This is a genomic window from Nocardiopsis sp. CNZ308, assembly GCF_004217075.1.
Genome location: NZ_SHKJ01000001.1, coordinates 3,448,062 through 3,464,746, shown reverse-complemented (window position 1 = coordinate 3,464,746; position 16,685 = coordinate 3,448,062). Strand labels below are relative to the sequence as shown.

General features: G+C 71.7%; 13 protein-coding genes and 3 tRNA genes. 2 read left to right on the top strand and 14 right to left on the bottom strand.

The genetic code is table 11. The features are described from left to right. The first annotated feature begins 11 nt into the window (after window positions 1-11). A complete protein-coding gene (locus tag EV372_RS15135) occupies window positions 12-698 on the top strand; it encodes an IclR family transcriptional regulator (protein ID WP_019608647.1) in 687 nt (228 codons plus the stop codon). 138 nt (window positions 699-836) lie between these two features. Here EV372_RS15135 and EV372_RS15130 read toward each other — a convergent pair whose 3' ends face one another. The 8 genes from EV372_RS15130 to EV372_RS15095 form a co-directional block, all read right to left on the bottom strand. Then, window positions 837-1,754: a hypothetical protein gene (locus tag EV372_RS15130; RefSeq protein ID WP_130396498.1), complete on the bottom strand. Its 918-nt coding sequence runs from the start codon at window positions 1,752-1,754 to the stop codon at window positions 837-839. Window positions 1,755-1,941: 187 nt separating this feature from the next. Beyond that, a complete protein-coding gene (locus EV372_RS15125; RefSeq protein WP_130396497.1) occupies window positions 1,942-2,205 on the bottom strand; it encodes a hypothetical protein in 264 nt (87 codons plus the stop codon). Between the two features lie 230 nt (window positions 2,206-2,435). Continuing rightward, a tRNA-Glu gene (locus EV372_RS15120) sits at window positions 2,436-2,511 on the bottom strand. Window positions 2,512-2,620: 109 nt separating this feature from the next. Beyond that, window positions 2,621-2,693 (bottom strand) — tRNA-Glu (locus EV372_RS15115). A 51-nt stretch (window positions 2,694-2,744) separates the two neighbouring features. Further along, window positions 2,745-2,816 (bottom strand) — tRNA-Gln (locus EV372_RS15110). A 135-nt stretch (window positions 2,817-2,951) separates the two neighbouring features. Then, on the bottom strand, window positions 2,952-4,397 hold the full coding sequence (gltX, locus tag EV372_RS15105; RefSeq protein ID WP_130396496.1) for a glutamate--tRNA ligase: 1,446 nt from the start codon (window positions 4,395-4,397) through the stop codon (window positions 2,952-2,954). Window positions 4,398-4,512: 115 nt separating this feature from the next. Next, a complete protein-coding gene (locus EV372_RS15100; protein WP_130396495.1) occupies window positions 4,513-5,532 on the bottom strand; it encodes a GDSL-type esterase/lipase family protein in 1,020 nt (339 codons plus the stop codon). Between the two features lie 88 nt (window positions 5,533-5,620). Continuing rightward, on the bottom strand, window positions 5,621-6,421 hold the full coding sequence (locus tag EV372_RS15095; protein ID WP_013151236.1) for a fumarylacetoacetate hydrolase family protein: 801 nt from the start codon (window positions 6,419-6,421) through the stop codon (window positions 5,621-5,623). A gap of 336 nt (window positions 6,422-6,757) precedes the next feature. Here EV372_RS15095 and EV372_RS15090 point away from each other — a divergent pair, with 336 nt between their 5' ends. Continuing rightward, window positions 6,758-7,579 (top strand): DUF3152 domain-containing protein, encoded by an 822-nt coding sequence (locus EV372_RS15090; protein ID WP_130398935.1) that lies wholly within the window; start codon window positions 6,758-6,760, stop codon window positions 7,577-7,579. Between the two features lie 197 nt (window positions 7,580-7,776). On the opposite strand, the gene cimA is transcribed toward EV372_RS15090, so the two are convergent. From cimA to ilvN, 6 genes are all read right to left on the bottom strand, one after another. Next, window positions 7,777-9,387: a citramalate synthase gene (cimA, locus tag EV372_RS15085; protein WP_130396494.1), complete on the bottom strand. Its 1,611-nt coding sequence runs from the start codon at window positions 9,385-9,387 to the stop codon at window positions 7,777-7,779. 561 nt (window positions 9,388-9,948) lie between these two features. Further along, window positions 9,949-11,064: a branched-chain amino acid aminotransferase gene (locus EV372_RS15080; protein WP_130396493.1), complete on the bottom strand. Its 1,116-nt coding sequence runs from the start codon at window positions 11,062-11,064 to the stop codon at window positions 9,949-9,951. A gap of 251 nt (window positions 11,065-11,315) precedes the next feature. Beyond that, on the bottom strand, window positions 11,316-12,380 hold the full coding sequence (locus EV372_RS15075; RefSeq protein ID WP_130396492.1) for a 3-isopropylmalate dehydrogenase: 1,065 nt from the start codon (window positions 12,378-12,380) through the stop codon (window positions 11,316-11,318). 777 nt (window positions 12,381-13,157) lie between these two features. Continuing rightward, on the bottom strand, window positions 13,158-14,747 hold the full coding sequence (serA, locus tag EV372_RS15070; protein WP_130396491.1) for a phosphoglycerate dehydrogenase: 1,590 nt from the start codon (window positions 14,745-14,747) through the stop codon (window positions 13,158-13,160). A gap of 303 nt (window positions 14,748-15,050) precedes the next feature. Then, window positions 15,051-16,046: a ketol-acid reductoisomerase gene (gene ilvC / locus EV372_RS15065; protein ID WP_197044259.1), complete on the bottom strand. Its 996-nt coding sequence runs from the start codon at window positions 16,044-16,046 to the stop codon at window positions 15,051-15,053. A gap of 101 nt (window positions 16,047-16,147) precedes the next feature. Next, window positions 16,148-16,672 (bottom strand): acetolactate synthase small subunit, encoded by a 525-nt coding sequence (gene ilvN, locus EV372_RS15060; protein WP_013151229.1) that lies wholly within the window; start codon window positions 16,670-16,672, stop codon window positions 16,148-16,150. Between the last annotated feature and the right edge of the window lie 13 nt (window positions 16,673-16,685).

The following is a 16,685-nucleotide window of genomic DNA, read 5'->3' as shown; positions in this document are numbered from 1 at the left end:
TGGACAAGACCATGTCCGTCCTCGACGCCCTGGAGTCGGGACCGGCGTCCCTGGCCCAGTTGGTACAGATCACCGGTCTGGCCCGGCCGACGGCCCACCGGCTGGCGGTGGCGCTGGAGCGCCACCGCATGGTCACCCGCGACAGCCAGGGGCGCTTCGTGCTGGGCCCGCGCCTGGGTGAGCTGTCGATAGCGACCGGCGAGGACCGGCTGCTGGCCGTGGCCTCCCCCGTCCTGGTGCAGCTGCGCGACCTGACCGGGGAGAGCGCGCAGCTCTACCGCCGCCAGGGGGACCTGCGGGTGTGCGTGGCCGCCTCCGAGCGCAGCAGCGGACTGCGCGACACGGTCCCGGTCGGCAGCGAGTTGCCCATGAACGCCGGTTCGGCCGCCCAGGTGCTGCTGGCCTGGGAGGACTCCGACCGCATCCGCCGCTCCCTGCTGGGGGCCCGGTTCACGGCGGCCAGCCTGGCCCAGGTGCGCCGCCGCAGGTGGGCCCAGAGCGTGGCCGAGCGCGAGCAGGGCGTGGCGTCGGTGTCCGCGCCGGTGTCGGGCCCCGGGGGGCGCGTGATCGCCGCCGTGTCGGTGTCGGGCCCCATAGAGCGCCTGACCCGCTCCCCCGGCCGCATCCACTCCCAGGCGGTCCTGTCGGCGGCGGAGAAGATCAGCGAGTCCCTGCACAGCTACGAGGGCGCGCACTAGCCGGGCCGCTCCGCCCCGGCGGGCCGCCGCGAAGGCGGCCCGCCGGAGGGTGTCGTGGTGAAGCGCCCGGCGGCGGTCCTTCCCGGGGCGGGCGCGGAGCTCCTCCGTGACGGCCCGCCGCCGGGGACCGGCCCGGGTTCAGGCGCCGACGAGGTCCATCGGCGACCGCGCGGTGATGGGCGCGGTCTTGGTGGACGCGCCCTCCGAAGCGACGGTGAACTCGCTCTCGGGCGACAGGGCGATCATCCCCAGCCAGTCGCGCACGGTCATCCCGGGCACCAGCTCGGTCGCGTCACCGCGCTCACCCTCCCCGTCGACCATGACCAGGGCGTGGATGCGGTTGGTCACCGTGGCGAGCACGACCGGGTGCTCGAACGCCTCCAGCCTGCGGAAGACGTCCACCGCCTGGTCCCGGGGCGAGCAGACCAGCACCGTGTAGCGGCCTCGGGCGTCGCACACCCGCGGGTTCTTCACCAGGTAGTGGATGAACTCGCGCGTGGTGCGGGCGTGCGCGGCCAGCAGCCTGGCCACCCGGCGCGCGTCGGGGCTGTTGGCGTGGCGGACCAGGGCGAGCTCGACCTTGCGCGAGGTCTGGAGCAGCCAGTCGATCTCGGACATCTCCGTCCGCGTGGGCCGCAGCTGACCGTCGTCCAGGCCGATCCCGCGCAGCCACGCGTTGACCTCGGACCACAGCCACACCAGGGAGCGGCCCACGGCCGCCTCGGGCGCGGGGAAGGGGACGCCGTCGTGCCGCTGTCCGCGGACCCACTGGTCGACGTTCTGCCTGCTCCTACCGGTGATCTCGGCGATGTCGGAGATCCCGACCAGCTCCCGGTCCAGACGGACGATCCGCACGCCGGGCACCGTCACGTGGACGCGCTCCACCAGCGACCTGGCCGCCGTGACCGCGTCCGGGCCGAGCGCGGCCACGGACAGGCGCAGGGACCCGTGCCAGGAGGAGACGAGGGCGTCGAAGCTCTCGCTGAGGGCCTGGACGGTGTCGTGGTCGTCCAGGTCGAACCCGTCCACGACGAAGACGAACTCGTACTCGGCCATCGGCCTCGCCTTCCTCCGGAGCGTCCTCCGGTGTGCGCCGGGCTACCGGCCGCGGTCAACGGCCGCGGCGCCCCCGAACCCGCCGGGCGCCGCCCATCCGTTGGCAAACGTCAACACAAGGATAGCCGGAACGGCCGGGCCCCACCACGGCCGGGGGCGGCAGGAACCACCTCCGACCGGACCGGTCTCACTCGCGGGGTCCGCCCGCGCCCCGCCGGGGGTCGTCCGGGGGCATCGGGCAGCGCCGCGCCTCCTGCCGGATGCGGCGCGCGGCCCGGCCGGAGTTGCGCGGCGTCCCGGGGACCTGGATGCGGGTGCAGCCGCAGTCGCAGTACAGGCGCCCCCAGTGTCCCTCCTGCCTCAGCACCCACCCCTGTTCGCACAGGTCCTTGAGGACCTCGCGCAGCTCCTTGTCCTGGTGGCTGCCCGGGCCGAGCTCACGGCCGGTCACGGCGCGCCCGGGGGCGCCGGTCCGGTCCGGACGGCTGGGGAGGCGGGGTCGCTCTTCATACGCTCCGACAGGGGTTGAGGGGTCGGGGAACCGCGCCCACCCAGTATCCCAGGGGCTTCCCGGCGCCGCGGACCCGCCTTCCGCGGCCCGGGAGGGGCGCGCGGTTCCGAAGGGCCCTCGGGGCCGGAGAACACGAAAGGCCCCATCCTGGTGGATGGAGCCTCGCCTGCTGGTACCCCCGAGCGGATTCGAACCGCCGTTACCGCCTTGAGAGGGCGGCGTCCTAGGCCACTAGACGACGGGGGCCGGACTGGTCCGGGCGGACCTTTACTAAGATACCCGCCCCAACCGGACACCGGTGGCATGCACCGGCCAGAAAGAAAGCCCCCACCTGGTGAGAGCTTCTCCCTCTGTGTACCCCCGAGCGGATTCGAACCGCCGTTACCGCCTTGAGAGGGCGGCGTCCTAGGCCACTAGACGACGGGGGCGCGCTTTCGGGTCTGCGACCCGCGCGGTCAGCGCCTGAACGCTGACCTGCGCTGGGGTACCAGGACTCGAACCTAGACTAACTGAACCAGAATCAGTCGTGCTGCCGATTACACCATACCCCAGTGCTCTGGGAGGACCCGGTCCGCTTTCGCTTCCCCGTCCCCCTCGGCGACGTGGACAACTCTAGCGGACATTCGGAGTGGTCGCGAACCGGAATCGGGGCGGCCGGGCTGTGGCTCCGACCACCCCCGTCCGCTTCAGGACCCGGCGGGGCCGTCCTGTGCGTCCAGCTTCGCCAGGGCCGCGGTCAGCCGCTCCCGGACGCGCTCGCGGCCGAGCAGTTCCAGCGACTCGAACAGCGGCAGGCCGACGGTGCGGCCGGTGACCGCGACGCGCACGGGGGCCTGCGCCTTGCCCAGCTTCAGGCCCAGCGAGGCGCCGACCTCCTCGGTGGCGGCCTTGAGGTCCTCGGCGGCCCACGGCAGCTCCGGGTCGGCGAAGCGCGCCAGGGCGGCCTGGAGCATCTCCCGCCCCACGCCCGGCTTCATGGCCTTGGCCCAGCTCTTCTCGTCCTCGACGGGCTCGCGCAGGAAGAGGAAGTCCACGTTCGGCACGATCTCGCTGAGCACCGCCACGCGGCTCTGCGCGAGCGGGGCGACGGCGGCGAAGACCGCCGGGTCGTAGTCGGCCGGGTCCCACGGGGCCGCGTCGCCGGTCAGCCACGGCTGGCAGCGCTCGACGAACTCCTCGGCGGAGAGCTCGCGGATGTACTCGCCGTTGAAGGCGCGCAGCTTCTTCTCGTCGAAGAAGGCGCTGGAGCTGTTGACGTCCTCCACCCGGAACAGCGGCTGCATCTGCGACCACGGCATGATCTCGCGGTCGTCGCCCGGCGCCCAGCCCAGCAGCATGAGGTAGTTGACCATCGCCTCCGGCAGGTAGCCCTCCTCCTGGTAGGACTCCAGGGCGACCTTGTCCCGGCGCTTGGAGAGCTTCTTGCGCTGCTCGTTGACGATGACCGGCAGGTGCGCCCACACCGGCGGGGTCAGCCCCAGCGCCTCCCACAGCAGCTGCTGCTTGGGGGTGTTGGACAGGTGCTCCTCGCCGCGGACGACGTGGGTGATGCGCATCTCGACGTCGTCGACGACGTTGGCCAGCACGAACAGCGGCGAGCCGTCGGCACGGGCGATCACGAAGTCCTCGATGGCGGAGTGCTCGAACTCCACGCGGCCGCGGATCCGGTCGTCCACGACGGTGGGGCCGCCCTCGGGCACGCGGAAGCGCAGGGCCCGGCCCGGGCCGGGAGCCAGGTTCCGGTCGCGGCAGAAGCCGTCGTAGCCCAGGTTGGGGTTGTCGCGCCGCTCCTGCACCTGCTCGCGGGTGCAGTCGCAGTAGTAGGCGCGGCCGTTCTTGTACAGCTCCTGCGCGGTCTCGCGGTGCTTGTCCGCGTACTCCGACTGGAAGTAGGGGCCCTCGAAGTGCGGGTCGTCCTCGCCGATGCCGAGCCAGGCCAGCGCGCGGATGATGCCCTCGGTCCACTCGGGGCGGTTGCGTGCGGCGTCGGTGTCCTCGACGCGCAGCACCATGCGGCCCTCGGGCCGCTGCTGTGCCAGCGCCCAGTTGAACAGCGCGGAGCGCGCGCCGCCGACGTGGAACATGCCCGTGGGGGACGGGGCGAAGCGGGTACGAATCGAAGTCTCAGTCACGCGCCCAGGGTATCCGCGCCGGACGGGGGCCCGGGGAAACCCGCTGGTCCCCGCCGCGCGCACGGAACCGCTCCCCCGACCGGGAAACGCCCCGGGGCGGGCCCGGCTCCCCTCCTCACTCCCCCGCGGAGGCCGTGGGCAGCGGGCGCGGGTAGGGGCGCCCGATCCCGTAGCCCTCCGCGAGGGCGTCGGCGAAGGCCGCGGCGATCTTGACCTCCCCGCGCGCGTTGGGGTGGGTGCCGTCGTAGGTGTCGGCGGCCGGGTCCCAGTCCTCGCCGCCCGCCACGTCCAGGCTGATCACCGGCGAGCGCTCCGTGGACATGTCGGCCGCGACCTCGCGGACCAGGACGTTGTAGGCGTACACGCGCAGGGCGAAGCCCTCGTCGGACTCGGCCAGGGCGATGGGCGGCGTCTCGGCGAGCACGACGCGCAGGTGCGGGTTGGCCTCGCGCGCCGCCTCCACGTAGCCGCGCAGCCGGTACTCCATCTCCTCCATCGTGACCGGCCACAGCAGGTCGTTCACGCCGAGCATGACGCACAGCACGTCCGGGCGGTGGACGCGGACGTCCTCCCGGATGGAGGAGGAGGCGTCGCGCAGGGTACGGCCCCACACGGCGTTGTGGTCCTGGTCGAAGTCGGGGTCCCGGTACTCGGCGGTGCCTGGGTCGCCGTCCGCGCCGGGCCAGACGGCACCGTCCCGCGGGATCGGCTCCTCGGGAGCGGAGGGGCCCTCCTCGGGAGCGGCCCCGCCGGTGCCGTCCTCCCGGTAGTCCTCGGCGGGGTCTCCGTCCGGGCTCGGCGTCGTCTCGTCCTCGGCGGTGGGGACCGGCAGGATCATGTCGCGGCTCGCGGGGTCGCTGTAGGGGCCGACGAAGTCCAGCTCCTCCACGTGCGGGGAGAGGTGGTTCCACAGGTGGTAGCGCCAGGTCCGGTCGCCGTTGGCGCCCTGGGTCATCGAGTCTCCCGCCAGCATGATGCGGTGCGGTTCGCTCACGGGTCCCCCTGTCGGTGTGCCGGTGCCGCCGTCGTCGGTGCGCGCGGCCGTCCAGTAGGCGGTTCCCCCGACCAGGAGCACGAGGGCGAGCGCACCGGCGAGGACGAGGGCACCGGTGCGGCGGCGTCGGGGAATGGTCAACGGACTGCCTTCCACTCGTGCGCGGGTCGGCGGCGCGGGAGCCGCCGACCCCTGGGCCCGCGCCGGATCGGCGCGCGGAGCGGGGCCCTCAGTCGCGGGCCACCACGCGGTTGGTGATGGTGCCCAACCGCTCCACCGTGACCGCGACCTCCTGGCCGACCTCGACCGGGCCCACCCCTGCGGGGGTTCCGGTGAGGACCACGTCACCGGGGAGCAGCGTCATGAAGGACGTGACGTAGGCGATGATGTCCGGGATGTCGTGGATGAACTGCGACGTGCGCCCGTCCTGGCGCGTCTGGCCGTCCACGGTGGTGGTGACGGCCAGGTCCTGCGCCTCCTCGATGCTCATCCCGGTGGTGATCCAGGGACCGATGGGGCAGAAGGAGTCGAAGCCCTTGGCCCGCGTCCACTGCTTGTCCTTCTTCTGGAGGTCGCGGGCGGTGACGTCGTTGGCGACGGTGTAGCCGAAGATGACGTCCTTGGCGCGCTCGCGCGGCACCTCGCGGCAGGGGCGGGAGATGACGATGGCCAGCTCGCCCTCGTAGTCCACCCGCTCGGAGACGGCGGGGCGGAAGATCGGGTCGCGGGGCCCGGTCACGGCGGTGGAGGGCTTGAGGAAGACGACGGGCTCGTCGGTGGACTCCCCCGTGACGTCCTTCATCTCCGCGACGTGGTCGGCGTAGTTCTTGCCGATGCAGACCACCTTGGTCGGCAGCACCGGTGACAGCAGCCGGACGTCGGAGAGCTTGGCCCGCTCGCCGGTCAGCTGGATGTCGCCGATGAGGGGATGGCCGCTCAGCCGGGCGACGAACTCCTCCCCGGTGTCGGAATCCTTCTCTACCAGGCCGAACCCGACCTCGTCACCGGACGCGAACCGCGCGATGCGCACCTGATGCCTCCCAGCAGCCCTGTTGTCTCGCTTGCGGTTGAAGGGTATCGGCGCGGCGGGTGGCCGGGAGCGGACGGGACCCGTCCGGGGGGAGTCGAAGGACACATCCAAACCGCGCCGCGGACGGCGTCAAAGCACACGGAAGCCGCGAAAGACCGCAGGATATTGACTCCCTCTCATACCTGCTCTTCCCGGACAATGCCTTGGCCTTTCCTTGGGCGGGATTCTGGCATGCTGGGTCCGTCGTCCGCCGTCGAGAGGCTGGTTCCCGTGCCCACGTCCGCTTCGCCCGGGGGTCGTCCCCGTGCCCGGCACCGCAAGCGCCGCCGGTACCCGATGGGTCTGGCGCTGGGTCTGTGCATGGTCTCCGGGGCCTCCACCGTGCTCATGGTGAGCGTGCCCGGTTCCGGGCCAGACTTCGGCGAGCCCGCCGAGACCTCCGCGACGGGGCCGGTCGGCGACGGGGTCCCCGAGGAGGGCGGCGGCCGGCGCACCTCCGCTGAGGACCGGGACTCGGCGGGCGGGGCCGCCGCGCCCGGAGCGGGGTCCTCCGCCGACCCCGCCGAGCGGGCCGAGGAGGAAGAGGCCCCGCTGCTGCTCCGCTCCGTGGAGGAGGAGGTCGAGAGCGCCGACGGCGAGTTCTCCGTGCTGGAGGGCGAGAGCGACGTCATGGGCGACGGCCCGGTGACCACCTTCGCCGTGGAGGTCGAGAAGGGGCTGCCCGGGGAGTCCGAGGACTTCGCGGCCGCCGTGGAGGAGATCCTGGGCGATCCGCGCAGCTGGGGCGACGACGGCGAGCGCGCGATGCAGCGGGTGGACGGCGACGACGCCGACGTCCGCGTGCTGCTGGCGGCCCCGGACACCGTGGACCGGCTGTGCGCCCCGCTGAACACCGACGGGTACGTGTCCTGCGCGAACGGGAACCGGGCGATCATCAACCAGAACCGCTGGGTGTCGGGCGTCCCCCACTTCGGGGACGACCTGGAGACCTACCGGATCTACCTGATCAACCACGAGGTGGGCCACACCCTGGGCCACGGCCACGTGGACTGCCCCGGCGAGGGGGAGCCCGCCCCGGTGATGCAGCAGCAGACCCTGGGCCTCCAGGGGTGCGAACCCAACGGCTGGGTCCACCCCGAGAACGGCTCCGGGGACTGAGGGCCCCTCCGGAGGCCGTCCGTGCTTTTCCGGCCGACCGCGCACTCCCGTCGCGTGACTCCGGGTATCGACATGGACACGAAAAGCGATGGAGGGGTCGTCCTGGAGGGCGACCGCGATCGTCATGAGGGGGCGGGGCGGCTGCCGCCCCGCCCCCGTCCGCTCGCCGGAGGGCTCCGGCTCCCGGGTGCCCCCGGTCAGCCCTGCGGGTAGCCCTGGCGCAGGAGCCCGTAGGTGACGGCCTGTTCGAGGGCGACCCAGGACGCGTCGACGACGTTGGGCCCCACGCCCACCGTGGTCCACTCCCCCACCCCGTCGCTGAAGGTGATGAGGATGCGGGTGATGGCGTTGGTGCCGGAGCTGCCCTCCAGGATGCGGACCTTGTAGTCGGTCAGCTCCAGCCCGGCCAGCGCGGTGTACACGCTCTCCATGGCGCTGCGCAGCGCCCGGTCCAGGGCGTTGACGGGGCCGTTGCCCTCCGCGGTGGCGATCACGCGTTCGCCCTTGACCCGCAGTTTGACGGTGGCCTCGGTGAGGCTCTCGTAGTCGCTGGACAGGGGGCTGGCCCCGGCCCGGGGGCGGCGTTCGGTGATGACGCGCCAGGACTCGGTGTCGAAGTAGCGGACCGGCTGCCCCAGTTCCTCGCGCAGCAGCAGGTCCAGGGAGGCGTCGGCGGCCTCGAAGCTGTAGCCCGACAGCTCCAGGCCCTTGACCCGCTCCACGGCCCGCCCCGACAGGGCGCGGTCTCCGGACAGGTCCAGGCCCAGCTCCTTGGCCTTGAGTTCGATGGAGGCCCGCCCGGCCATGTCGGAGACGAGCATGCGCATGGCGTTGCCGACCAGCGCGGGGTCCGTGTGCTGGTAGAGGTCGGGGTCGACCTTGATCGCGGAGGCGTGCAGCCCCGCCTTGTGCGCGAAGGCCGACACCCCCACGTAGGGCTGGTGCGTGTCGGGGGTGAGGTTGACGATCTCGGCGATGGCGGTGGCCACGCGGGTCATCTCGGCCAGGCAGCCCTCGGGGAGGACCTCCTGGCCGCGCTTGAGCGTGAGCGCGCCGACCACGGAGAAGAGGTTGGCGTTGCCGACCCGCTCGCCGTAGCCGTTGGCGGTGCACTGCACGTGGGTGGCGCCCGCGTCCACGGCGGCGAGGGTGTTGGCGACGGCGCAGCCGGTGTCGTCCTGGGCGTGGATGCCCAGGCGTGCGCCGGTGGCCTCGCGGACCTCGGTGACGATGCGGGTGACGTCGGTGGGGAGCATGCCGCCGTTGGTGTCGCACAGCACGACGACGTCGGCACCGGCCCCGGCGGCGGCGCGGACCACGTCGAGCGCGTGGTCGGGGTTGTGGAGGTATCCGTCGAAGAAGTGCTCGCAGTCCACGAACACGCGCTGGCCGTGTTCGCACAGGTGGGACACCGTGTCGGCGATCATGGCGAGGTTCTCGTCGAGGGTCGTGCGCAGCGCGCGCTCGACGTGCCGGTCGTCACTCTTGGCGACAAGGGTGACGACCGGTGCGCCGCTGTCGCGCAGCGCGGCCACCTGTGGGTCGTCGGCGGCCCGCACACCGGCACGGCGGGTCGCGCCGAACGCGGTGAGTTGCGCGTGCTCCAGCGTCAGCTCTCGTGAAGCCCGCTGGAAGAACTCGGTGTCCTTGGGGTTGGCCCCCGGCCACCCTCCCTCGATGAACGCCACCCCGAAGTCGTCCAGCAGCTTGGCGATGGCCAGCTTGTCGGAGACCCGCAGGTTGATCCCCTCGCGCTGGGCCCCGTCGCGCAGCGTGGTGTCGAAGACGTGGAAACTGTCGTCCCTCATGGGCGGAACTCCCGAAGGTGGATGCTGTGGTGTGGCCGACCGGGCCCCGCCAACAAAAAAGACCCCTCGTGGACACGAGAGGTCAGCGCGCTGGCGGCGTCCGATGGTCAGCCAGCGCGCCTCACGATAATGAGCACCTGAGACGGCATGAGGTCAGTGTGCCACACGGTGGCGGAGTTCTCGGTGCTCAACGGCAGATTGTCCCACCATGCGAGACGCTGGTTTCTCACACCGGACATACCCGGCACCCCGCCGAGGACGCCCGGGAACACCGTCGCCCCTCGTGAACCGCCCGAGGGCGCGCCGCCCCGGACCGAGCGGGTCGGCGCGCGGCGGTGACCGACGCCACCGGGGAGGGGGAGGGGTGACCGCCCGCCCTGCATCCGTCCGCGGCCACGGGCCGGGGTACGCGGCGGTCCCGCCTCCTCGGCGGAGGCTTCGACAGCGGCGTTCCCGTCGGCGTCGACCGCTTCGGACCCGGGCACGGAGGGCTCCCCGCGGAGGGAGAGGGGGGAGGAACGGGGCGGGCCGCCCTGGGGGAGGACGGCCCGCCGGGGCGTGTCAGAACCGGGTGACCCAGTCGTGCTTGTCGGCGCGCAGACCCGTCTGGATGCCCACCAGCTCCTCGCGCAGGCGCATGGTGACCGGCCCCGGGGTGCCGTCGCCGACGGTGAACTCGCCGTCGTCGCCCTTGACCCGGCCGACGGGGGTGATGACGGCCGCGGTGCCGCAGGCGAACACCTCGGTGAGCTCGCCGGACTCGGCCGCCTCGCGCCACTCGTCGGTGGAGATGGGCGCCTCCTCGGCCGGGATGCCGAGGTCGGGGGCCAGGGTCAGCAGCGACTCGCGGGTGATGCCCGGCAGCAGGGTCCCGGTCAGCGGGGGCGTGCGCAGACGCGCGTTCTCACCCGAGCCGAACACGAACCACAGGTTCATGCCGCCCATCTCCTCGACCCAGCGGTGCTCATGGGCGTCGAGCCAGACCACCTGGTCGCAGCCCTGCTCCACCGCCTGCGCCTGGGCGAGGAAGCTCGCCGCGTAGTTGCCCGCGAACTTGGCCGCGCCCGTGCCGCCCGGCGCGGCGCGCGTGTAGTCCCTGGACAGCCACACCGTCACCGGCTGGACGCCGCCCGAGAAGTAGGAGCCGACCGGCGAGGCGATCAGCAGGTAGACGTAGGAGCGGGACGGGTGGTTGACGCCCAGGCCGACGTCCGTGGCGACCATGAACGGGCGCAGGTACAGGCTGAAGTCCTCCTTGGTCGGCACCCAGTCGCCGTCGTGCTCCAGGAGGAGTTCGATGGACCTCAGGAAGAGCTCCTCGGGGAGCTCGGGCATCGCCATGCGCGCCGCGCTGCGGTTGAAGCGGGCCGCGTTGGACTCGGGGCGGAAGGAGGCGAGCGAGCCGTCGGGGTGCCGGTAGGCCTTGAGGCCCTCGAAGATCTCCTGGGCGTAGTGGAGGGCGGCGGTGGCCGGGTCCAGGCTCAGCGGACCGTACGGCTCCAGCTTCGCGTCGTGCCACCCCTTCCCCTCGGTGTAGTGGATGCTCACCATGTGGTCGGTGAACACCTTGCCGAACCCGGGACTCTCCAGCAGTGCCTCTCGTTCCTGCGGGGTCTTCCGCCTGTCGGAGAGCTGGATGTCGAACGTCAACCCGCTTGTGGTGGTGTCGTTGTTCATGGTGTCGGTGGTCCTCTCGGGTGCATCAGGCCGGCAGCATCGCCGGCCTGGGATCTAGTCTGTCTGAAGAGCGCACCCGGTGCCAGAGCAGGAGTGACGCACGCGAGGGCGGCGCCGCTCGGGGAGCGGAAGCCGCGTGCGGACACGGCGACGGGCGCGCTCGGGAACCCGGGCGCGCCCGTCGACGGTGAGGGTGGACCAGGCCGTCAGCCGCGCCGCAGGGAGGGAGGGCAGGGCTTCCGGCGTGTGCGTCAGCCCTGCTCGGCTACTCGCGCGGCGAGGTCGTCGCCGATCTGGGAGGTGGAGCGGACCGCGCCGTTCTGGGCGCGGGTCTTGAGGTCCGTGGCGACCGCGGCCTCGATCCGGCGGGCCGCCTCGGGCACTCCGAGGTGCTCCAGCATGGTCGCGGCCGAGAGCACCGTGGCGGTGGGGTCGGCCTTGCCCTGGCCCGCGATGTCGGGCGCGGAGCCGTGGACGGGCTCGAACATGCTGGGGAAGGTGTTGTCCGGGTTGATGTTGCCGCTGGCGGCCAGCCCGATGCCTCCGGTGATGGCGGCGCCGATGTCGGTGATGATGTCGCCGAAGAGGTTGTCGGTGACCACCACGTCGAAGCGGGCGGGCTGGTTGACGAAGAACATCGACGCGGCGTCGACGTGGCAGTAGTCCACGGAGACCTGCGGGTACTCGGCGCCGACCTCCCGGACCACGCGCTGCCACAGCTCACCGGCGAAGGTCAGGACGTTGTCCTTGTGGACCAGGGTGAGCTTGCGGCGGGGGCGGGAGGCGGCCCTGTCGAAGGCGTAGCGCACGACGCGCTCCACCCCGAAGCGGGTGTTGACGCTGTCCTGGGTGGCGATCTCGTGCGGGGTGCCCTTGCGCAGGACGCCTCCGGCGCCCGCGTAGGGGCCCTCGGTGCCCTCGCGGACCACCAGCATGTCGATGTCCTCGGGGCCCACACCCGCGAGCGGGCTGTCCACCCCCGGGTAGAGGCGGACCGGGCGCAGGTTGACGTAGTGGTCGAAGTCGAAGCGCAGGCGCAGGAGCAGGCCGCGCTCCAGGACGCCGCTGGGGACCGACGGGTCGCCGACGGCGCCGAGGTAGATGGCCTCGTGCCCGGCGAGTTCGGCCTCGACCGAGTCGGGCAGGGTCTCACCGGTGCGGTGCCAGAGCCTTGCGCCCAGCTCGTACTCGGTGGTCTCCACGGCGAGGTCGTGCTGGGAGGCCGCGACCTCCAGCACCTTGAGCCCTTCGGCGATGACCTCGGGACCGATCCCGTCGCCGGGAATGACCGCCAGTTTCACGGTGCGCGCTGCCATACGGACTGCCTCTGCTTCGACACGGCCCCACCGGCCGCTTCTCATATGGTGAGACCAGGATGAACACTGAATGAGACAACCCTACCGCCCCGGCGGAGTGCGGACGCCTCCCGCCGGGGGTTCGCGCGGCCGCCCCCGCGGCCGGGCCCTCAGGCCCGCCGGTTGAGGGCGTCCTGCAGGGCGCGGTTGATCTCGTCCTGGGAGTCGGGCGCGGACGGGTACTCGATCATGTCGTACATGCGATCCTCCGGATGCGTTGCGTGACCGGAGCCGGGAACGGCGCGGCCAGGGAATGCTCTGCGGCGGCGTGCACTACGGGACCGGGGTTCGGGGCGGATCGCGCCGAACGGCGGCGGAGCGCGGAACGTGGGCGACGGTGTCCACGGGGACGGGGAGCCTTCCGGGCGGGATCGACCGCCGTGGAACGCCCGCACGGGCCCCGGTGGGGGCGCTCGCGGCGCCGGGCGGCGGCCTCCGGCTGTGGAACCGGCGCCGCTGACTCCTAGGACCTCAGAATATCGGATGTCCAACTATATGGCCAGGGTTTCTCACCATACGAGACGGCTTGGTGTCATCGCTGGTCAGAGCGCGGACGCGACGCGCCTCGGGCCCACGCCGTAACCACACAAAAGCGAAGAAGAGCCGCGAAGGCCACACAACTCACCGCGCCGCGCGGTCCCCGGACAGCACGAGGGGCCGCACCGCACCCGGCGCCGGTGGGCGCCGGGTGCGGTGCGGCCCCCTGCCGCGACCACCCGGAGGGAACTCCCCGGTCCCCTAGTCCTCCAGGTCGACCTGGCGGCTGATGTCGGCGTCGATCTCGGCGGAGATCGAGGCGAGGGTGTCGTCGGGCACCGCGGAGTCCACGGTGAGCGCGATCAGCGCCTTGCCGCCCTCCTGGTCCCGGATGACCTGCATGCCCGCGATGTTGACACCGGCGTCGCCCAGCAGGGCGCCGACCGTGCCGACCACGCCGGGGCGGTCCTCGTAGGACAGGAACACCATGTGCTCGGCCAGGCCGATCTCCATGGTGTAGTTGTTGATCTCCACCAGCTTCTCGACCTGGCGGGGACCGGTCAGGGTGCCCGAGGCCGACACGCGGGTACCGTCGGCGAGCACGCCGCGGACCGTGATGAGGTTGCGCCAGTCGGTGTTGTCGTCGCTGGTGACGAGGTTGACCTCGACGCCGCGCTCCTTGGCGAGCAGCGGGGCGTTGACGAAGGTCACGGTGTCCTCGACCACGTCGGCGAACACGCCCTTGAGGGCGGCCAGCTCCAGCACCTTGACGTCGTGCGAGGCGATCTCGCCGCGCACCTCGACGTCGATGCGGCTGGCGATGGTGCCCGCGAGGGAGGTGAACACGCGGCCGAGCTTCTCGGTCAGCGGCAGACCCGGCTTGACGTCCTCGGCCACGCCGGTGCCCTGCACGTTCACGGCGTCGGGGACGAACTCGCCGGAGAGGGCCAGCTTGACCGAGCGGGCGACCTGGGTGCCCGCCTTCTCCTGGGCCTCGGCGGTGCTGGCGCCCAGGTGGGGGGCCACGACCACGTTCTCGAACTCGAAGAGGGGGCTGTCGGTGCACGGCTCCTTGGCGAACACGTCGATGCCCGCGCCCGCCACGCGGCCGTCCTTGAGGGCCCGATAGAGCGCGTCCTCGTCCAGGATGCCGCCGCGCGCGGCGTTGATGACGCGCACGGTGGGCTTGACCTTGCTCAGGGCCTCGTCACCGATCAGGCCCAGCGTGTCCTTGTTCTTGGGCAGGTGGATGGTGATGAAGTCCGAGCGCTCCAGCAGCTCGTCGAGCGTGGTCATCTCCACGCCGATCTGGGCCGCGCGGGCGGGCTGCACGAAGGGGTCGTAGGCGATGACCTGGGTGCCGAAGGCCGACAGGCGCTGCGCGACCAGGGCGCCGATGCGGCCGAGGCCGACGATGCCGACGGTCTTCTCGTAGAGCTCGACACCGGTGTACTTGGAGCGCTTCCACTCGCCGTTGACCAGGGCGTTGTGCGCCGGGGCGGTGTTGCGCGCACTGGCCAGCAGCAGGTTGATGGCCTGCTCGGCGGCGCTGATGATGTTGGAGGTGGGCGCGTTGACCACCAGGACGCCGGCCTTGGTGGCGGCCTCCACGTCCACGTTGTCCAGACCGACACCGGCCCGGGCCACCACCTGGAGGCGGGAGGCGGCGGCGATCGCCTCGGCGTCCACCTGCGTCGCGCTGCGCACGATGAGGGCGTCGACGTCGGCGAGGGCGGGCAGGAGCTGGGACCGGTCGGCGCCGTCGACGTGACGTACCTCGAAGTCCTCCTCGAGCAGCGCGATTCCGGCGGGCGAGAGCTTTTCCGCTACGAGTACGGCGGGTTTGGGCACAACGGTTCCTTTTCGGGTGGTGCGGCCCGACCGCGCAGATGGTGGGCGCTGCCCGGATCGGGGGTGACGGCTGGTCGAAAGTCTACCGGCGGGGTAGGGAAGCCCGACGGGGACGGGTGGCCAAGGGCCGCCCGTCCCCGTGGTTCACCGGGTCCCGAGGGTCGTTCGGGCGCGGCGGGGTTCTGGAGGTGCCGGAGACGGGTTCGCGAGGAACGAGCCAACCCGCCAGAGGCGCCGAAGGTTCCCGCCTTTGGTGCGCCCGGACACGGGGCGAAGCGAAGCGGAGCCCCACAAAGGCACTGCCTAGGCCTTGAGCCAGCTCATCAGCGGGCGCAGCTCCGCGCCCACCTTCTCGATCTGCTCGTTCTGCTCGGCCTCGCGGCGCTTGGTGAAGGTCGGCTGCCCGGCGTCGAACTCCTCCATGAGCTCCTTGGCGTAGGAGCCGTCCTGGATCTCGCCGAGGATCTTGCGCATCTCCTGGCGGGTCTGCTCGGTGATCAGGCGCGGGCCGCGGGTGTAGCCGCCGTACTCGGCGTTGTCCGAGACCGACCAGTTCATCTTGGAGATGCCGCCCTCGTACATGAGGTCCACGATGAGCTTGAGCTCGTGCAGGCACTCGAAGTAGGCGATCTCCGGCTGGTAGCCCGCCTCGACCAGGGTGGCGAAACCGGCCTTGACCAGCTCCTCGGTGCCGCCGCAGAGCACGGCCTGCTCACCGAACAGGTCGGTCTCGGTCTCCTCGGTGAACGTGGTCTTGATGACGCCGGCCTTGGTGCCGCCGATGCCCTTGGCCCAGGACAGCGCCAGGTCCCAGGCCTGCCCGCTGGCGTCCTTCTCGACCGCGACCAGGCAGGGCACGCCGCGCCCGGCCTCGTACTGGCGGCGGACCAGGTGGCCCGGGCCCTTGGGGGCGACCATGGCCACGTCCACGCCCTCGGGCGGGGTGATGAGGCCGTAGCGGATGCTGAAGCCGTGGCCGAAGAAGAGGGCGTTGCCCGCCTCCAGGTTCGGCGCGATCTCGGCCGCGTACAGGTCCCGGTGGATGTGGTCGGGGACCAGGATCATGATGACGTCGGCCTCGCGGGTGGCCTCCGCGGGGGTGAGGACGCGCAGGCCCTCCTCCTCGGCCTTGGCCCGGCTCTTGGACCCCTCGGCGAGGCCGATCCGCACGTCCACGCCCGAGTCGCGCAGCGACAGCGCGTGCGCGTGGCCCTGGCTGCCGTAGCCGATCACGGCGACCTTCTTGCCCTGGATGAGCGAGAGGTCCGCGGCGTCGTCGTAGTACATCTGTGCTGCCACTTGGGGTTGCTCCTTGTTTCTCAGTTTCGTGTGGGACGCGGTGGGGTCCGTGCGCCCGGGCCCCGGATCCACCAGCGGGCGCGGTGGACCGAAGGTCACTGCTACGCGCTGCGCTCGACCGTGCGGAGGGATCGGTCGGTGATCGACCGGGGTCCGCGTCCCAGGGCGACCAGCCCTGATTTGACGAGTTCCCGGATGCCGAACGGCTCCAGGTTCCTGACCAGGGCATCGAGCTTCTCGGGGTCGCCGGTGGCCTCGATGACGACGACGTCCGGGCTGACGTCCACGACGTGCGCGCGGAACAGCTCGGCCGTCTGTAGCACGTGGGTGCGGCTGGACGCGTCGGCCTTGACCTTGACGAGCAGGAGCTCGCGCCGGACCGACGCGGTGGTGTCCATCTCCACGATCTTGACGACGTTGACCAGCTTGTTGAGCTGTTTGGTCACCTGCTCCAAGGGGTGGAGGTCGCAGTTGACCACGATTGTCATCCGGGACAGTCCTGGGTACTCGGTGTTGCTCACACTGAGCGAGTCGATGTTGAAGCCTCGACGGGAGAAGAGGGCGGAGGCGCGGGCGAGGATACCCGGGGTGTCCTCCACCAGAACGGAAAGCGTGTGACTGCTCATGGTGGTTCCGCCT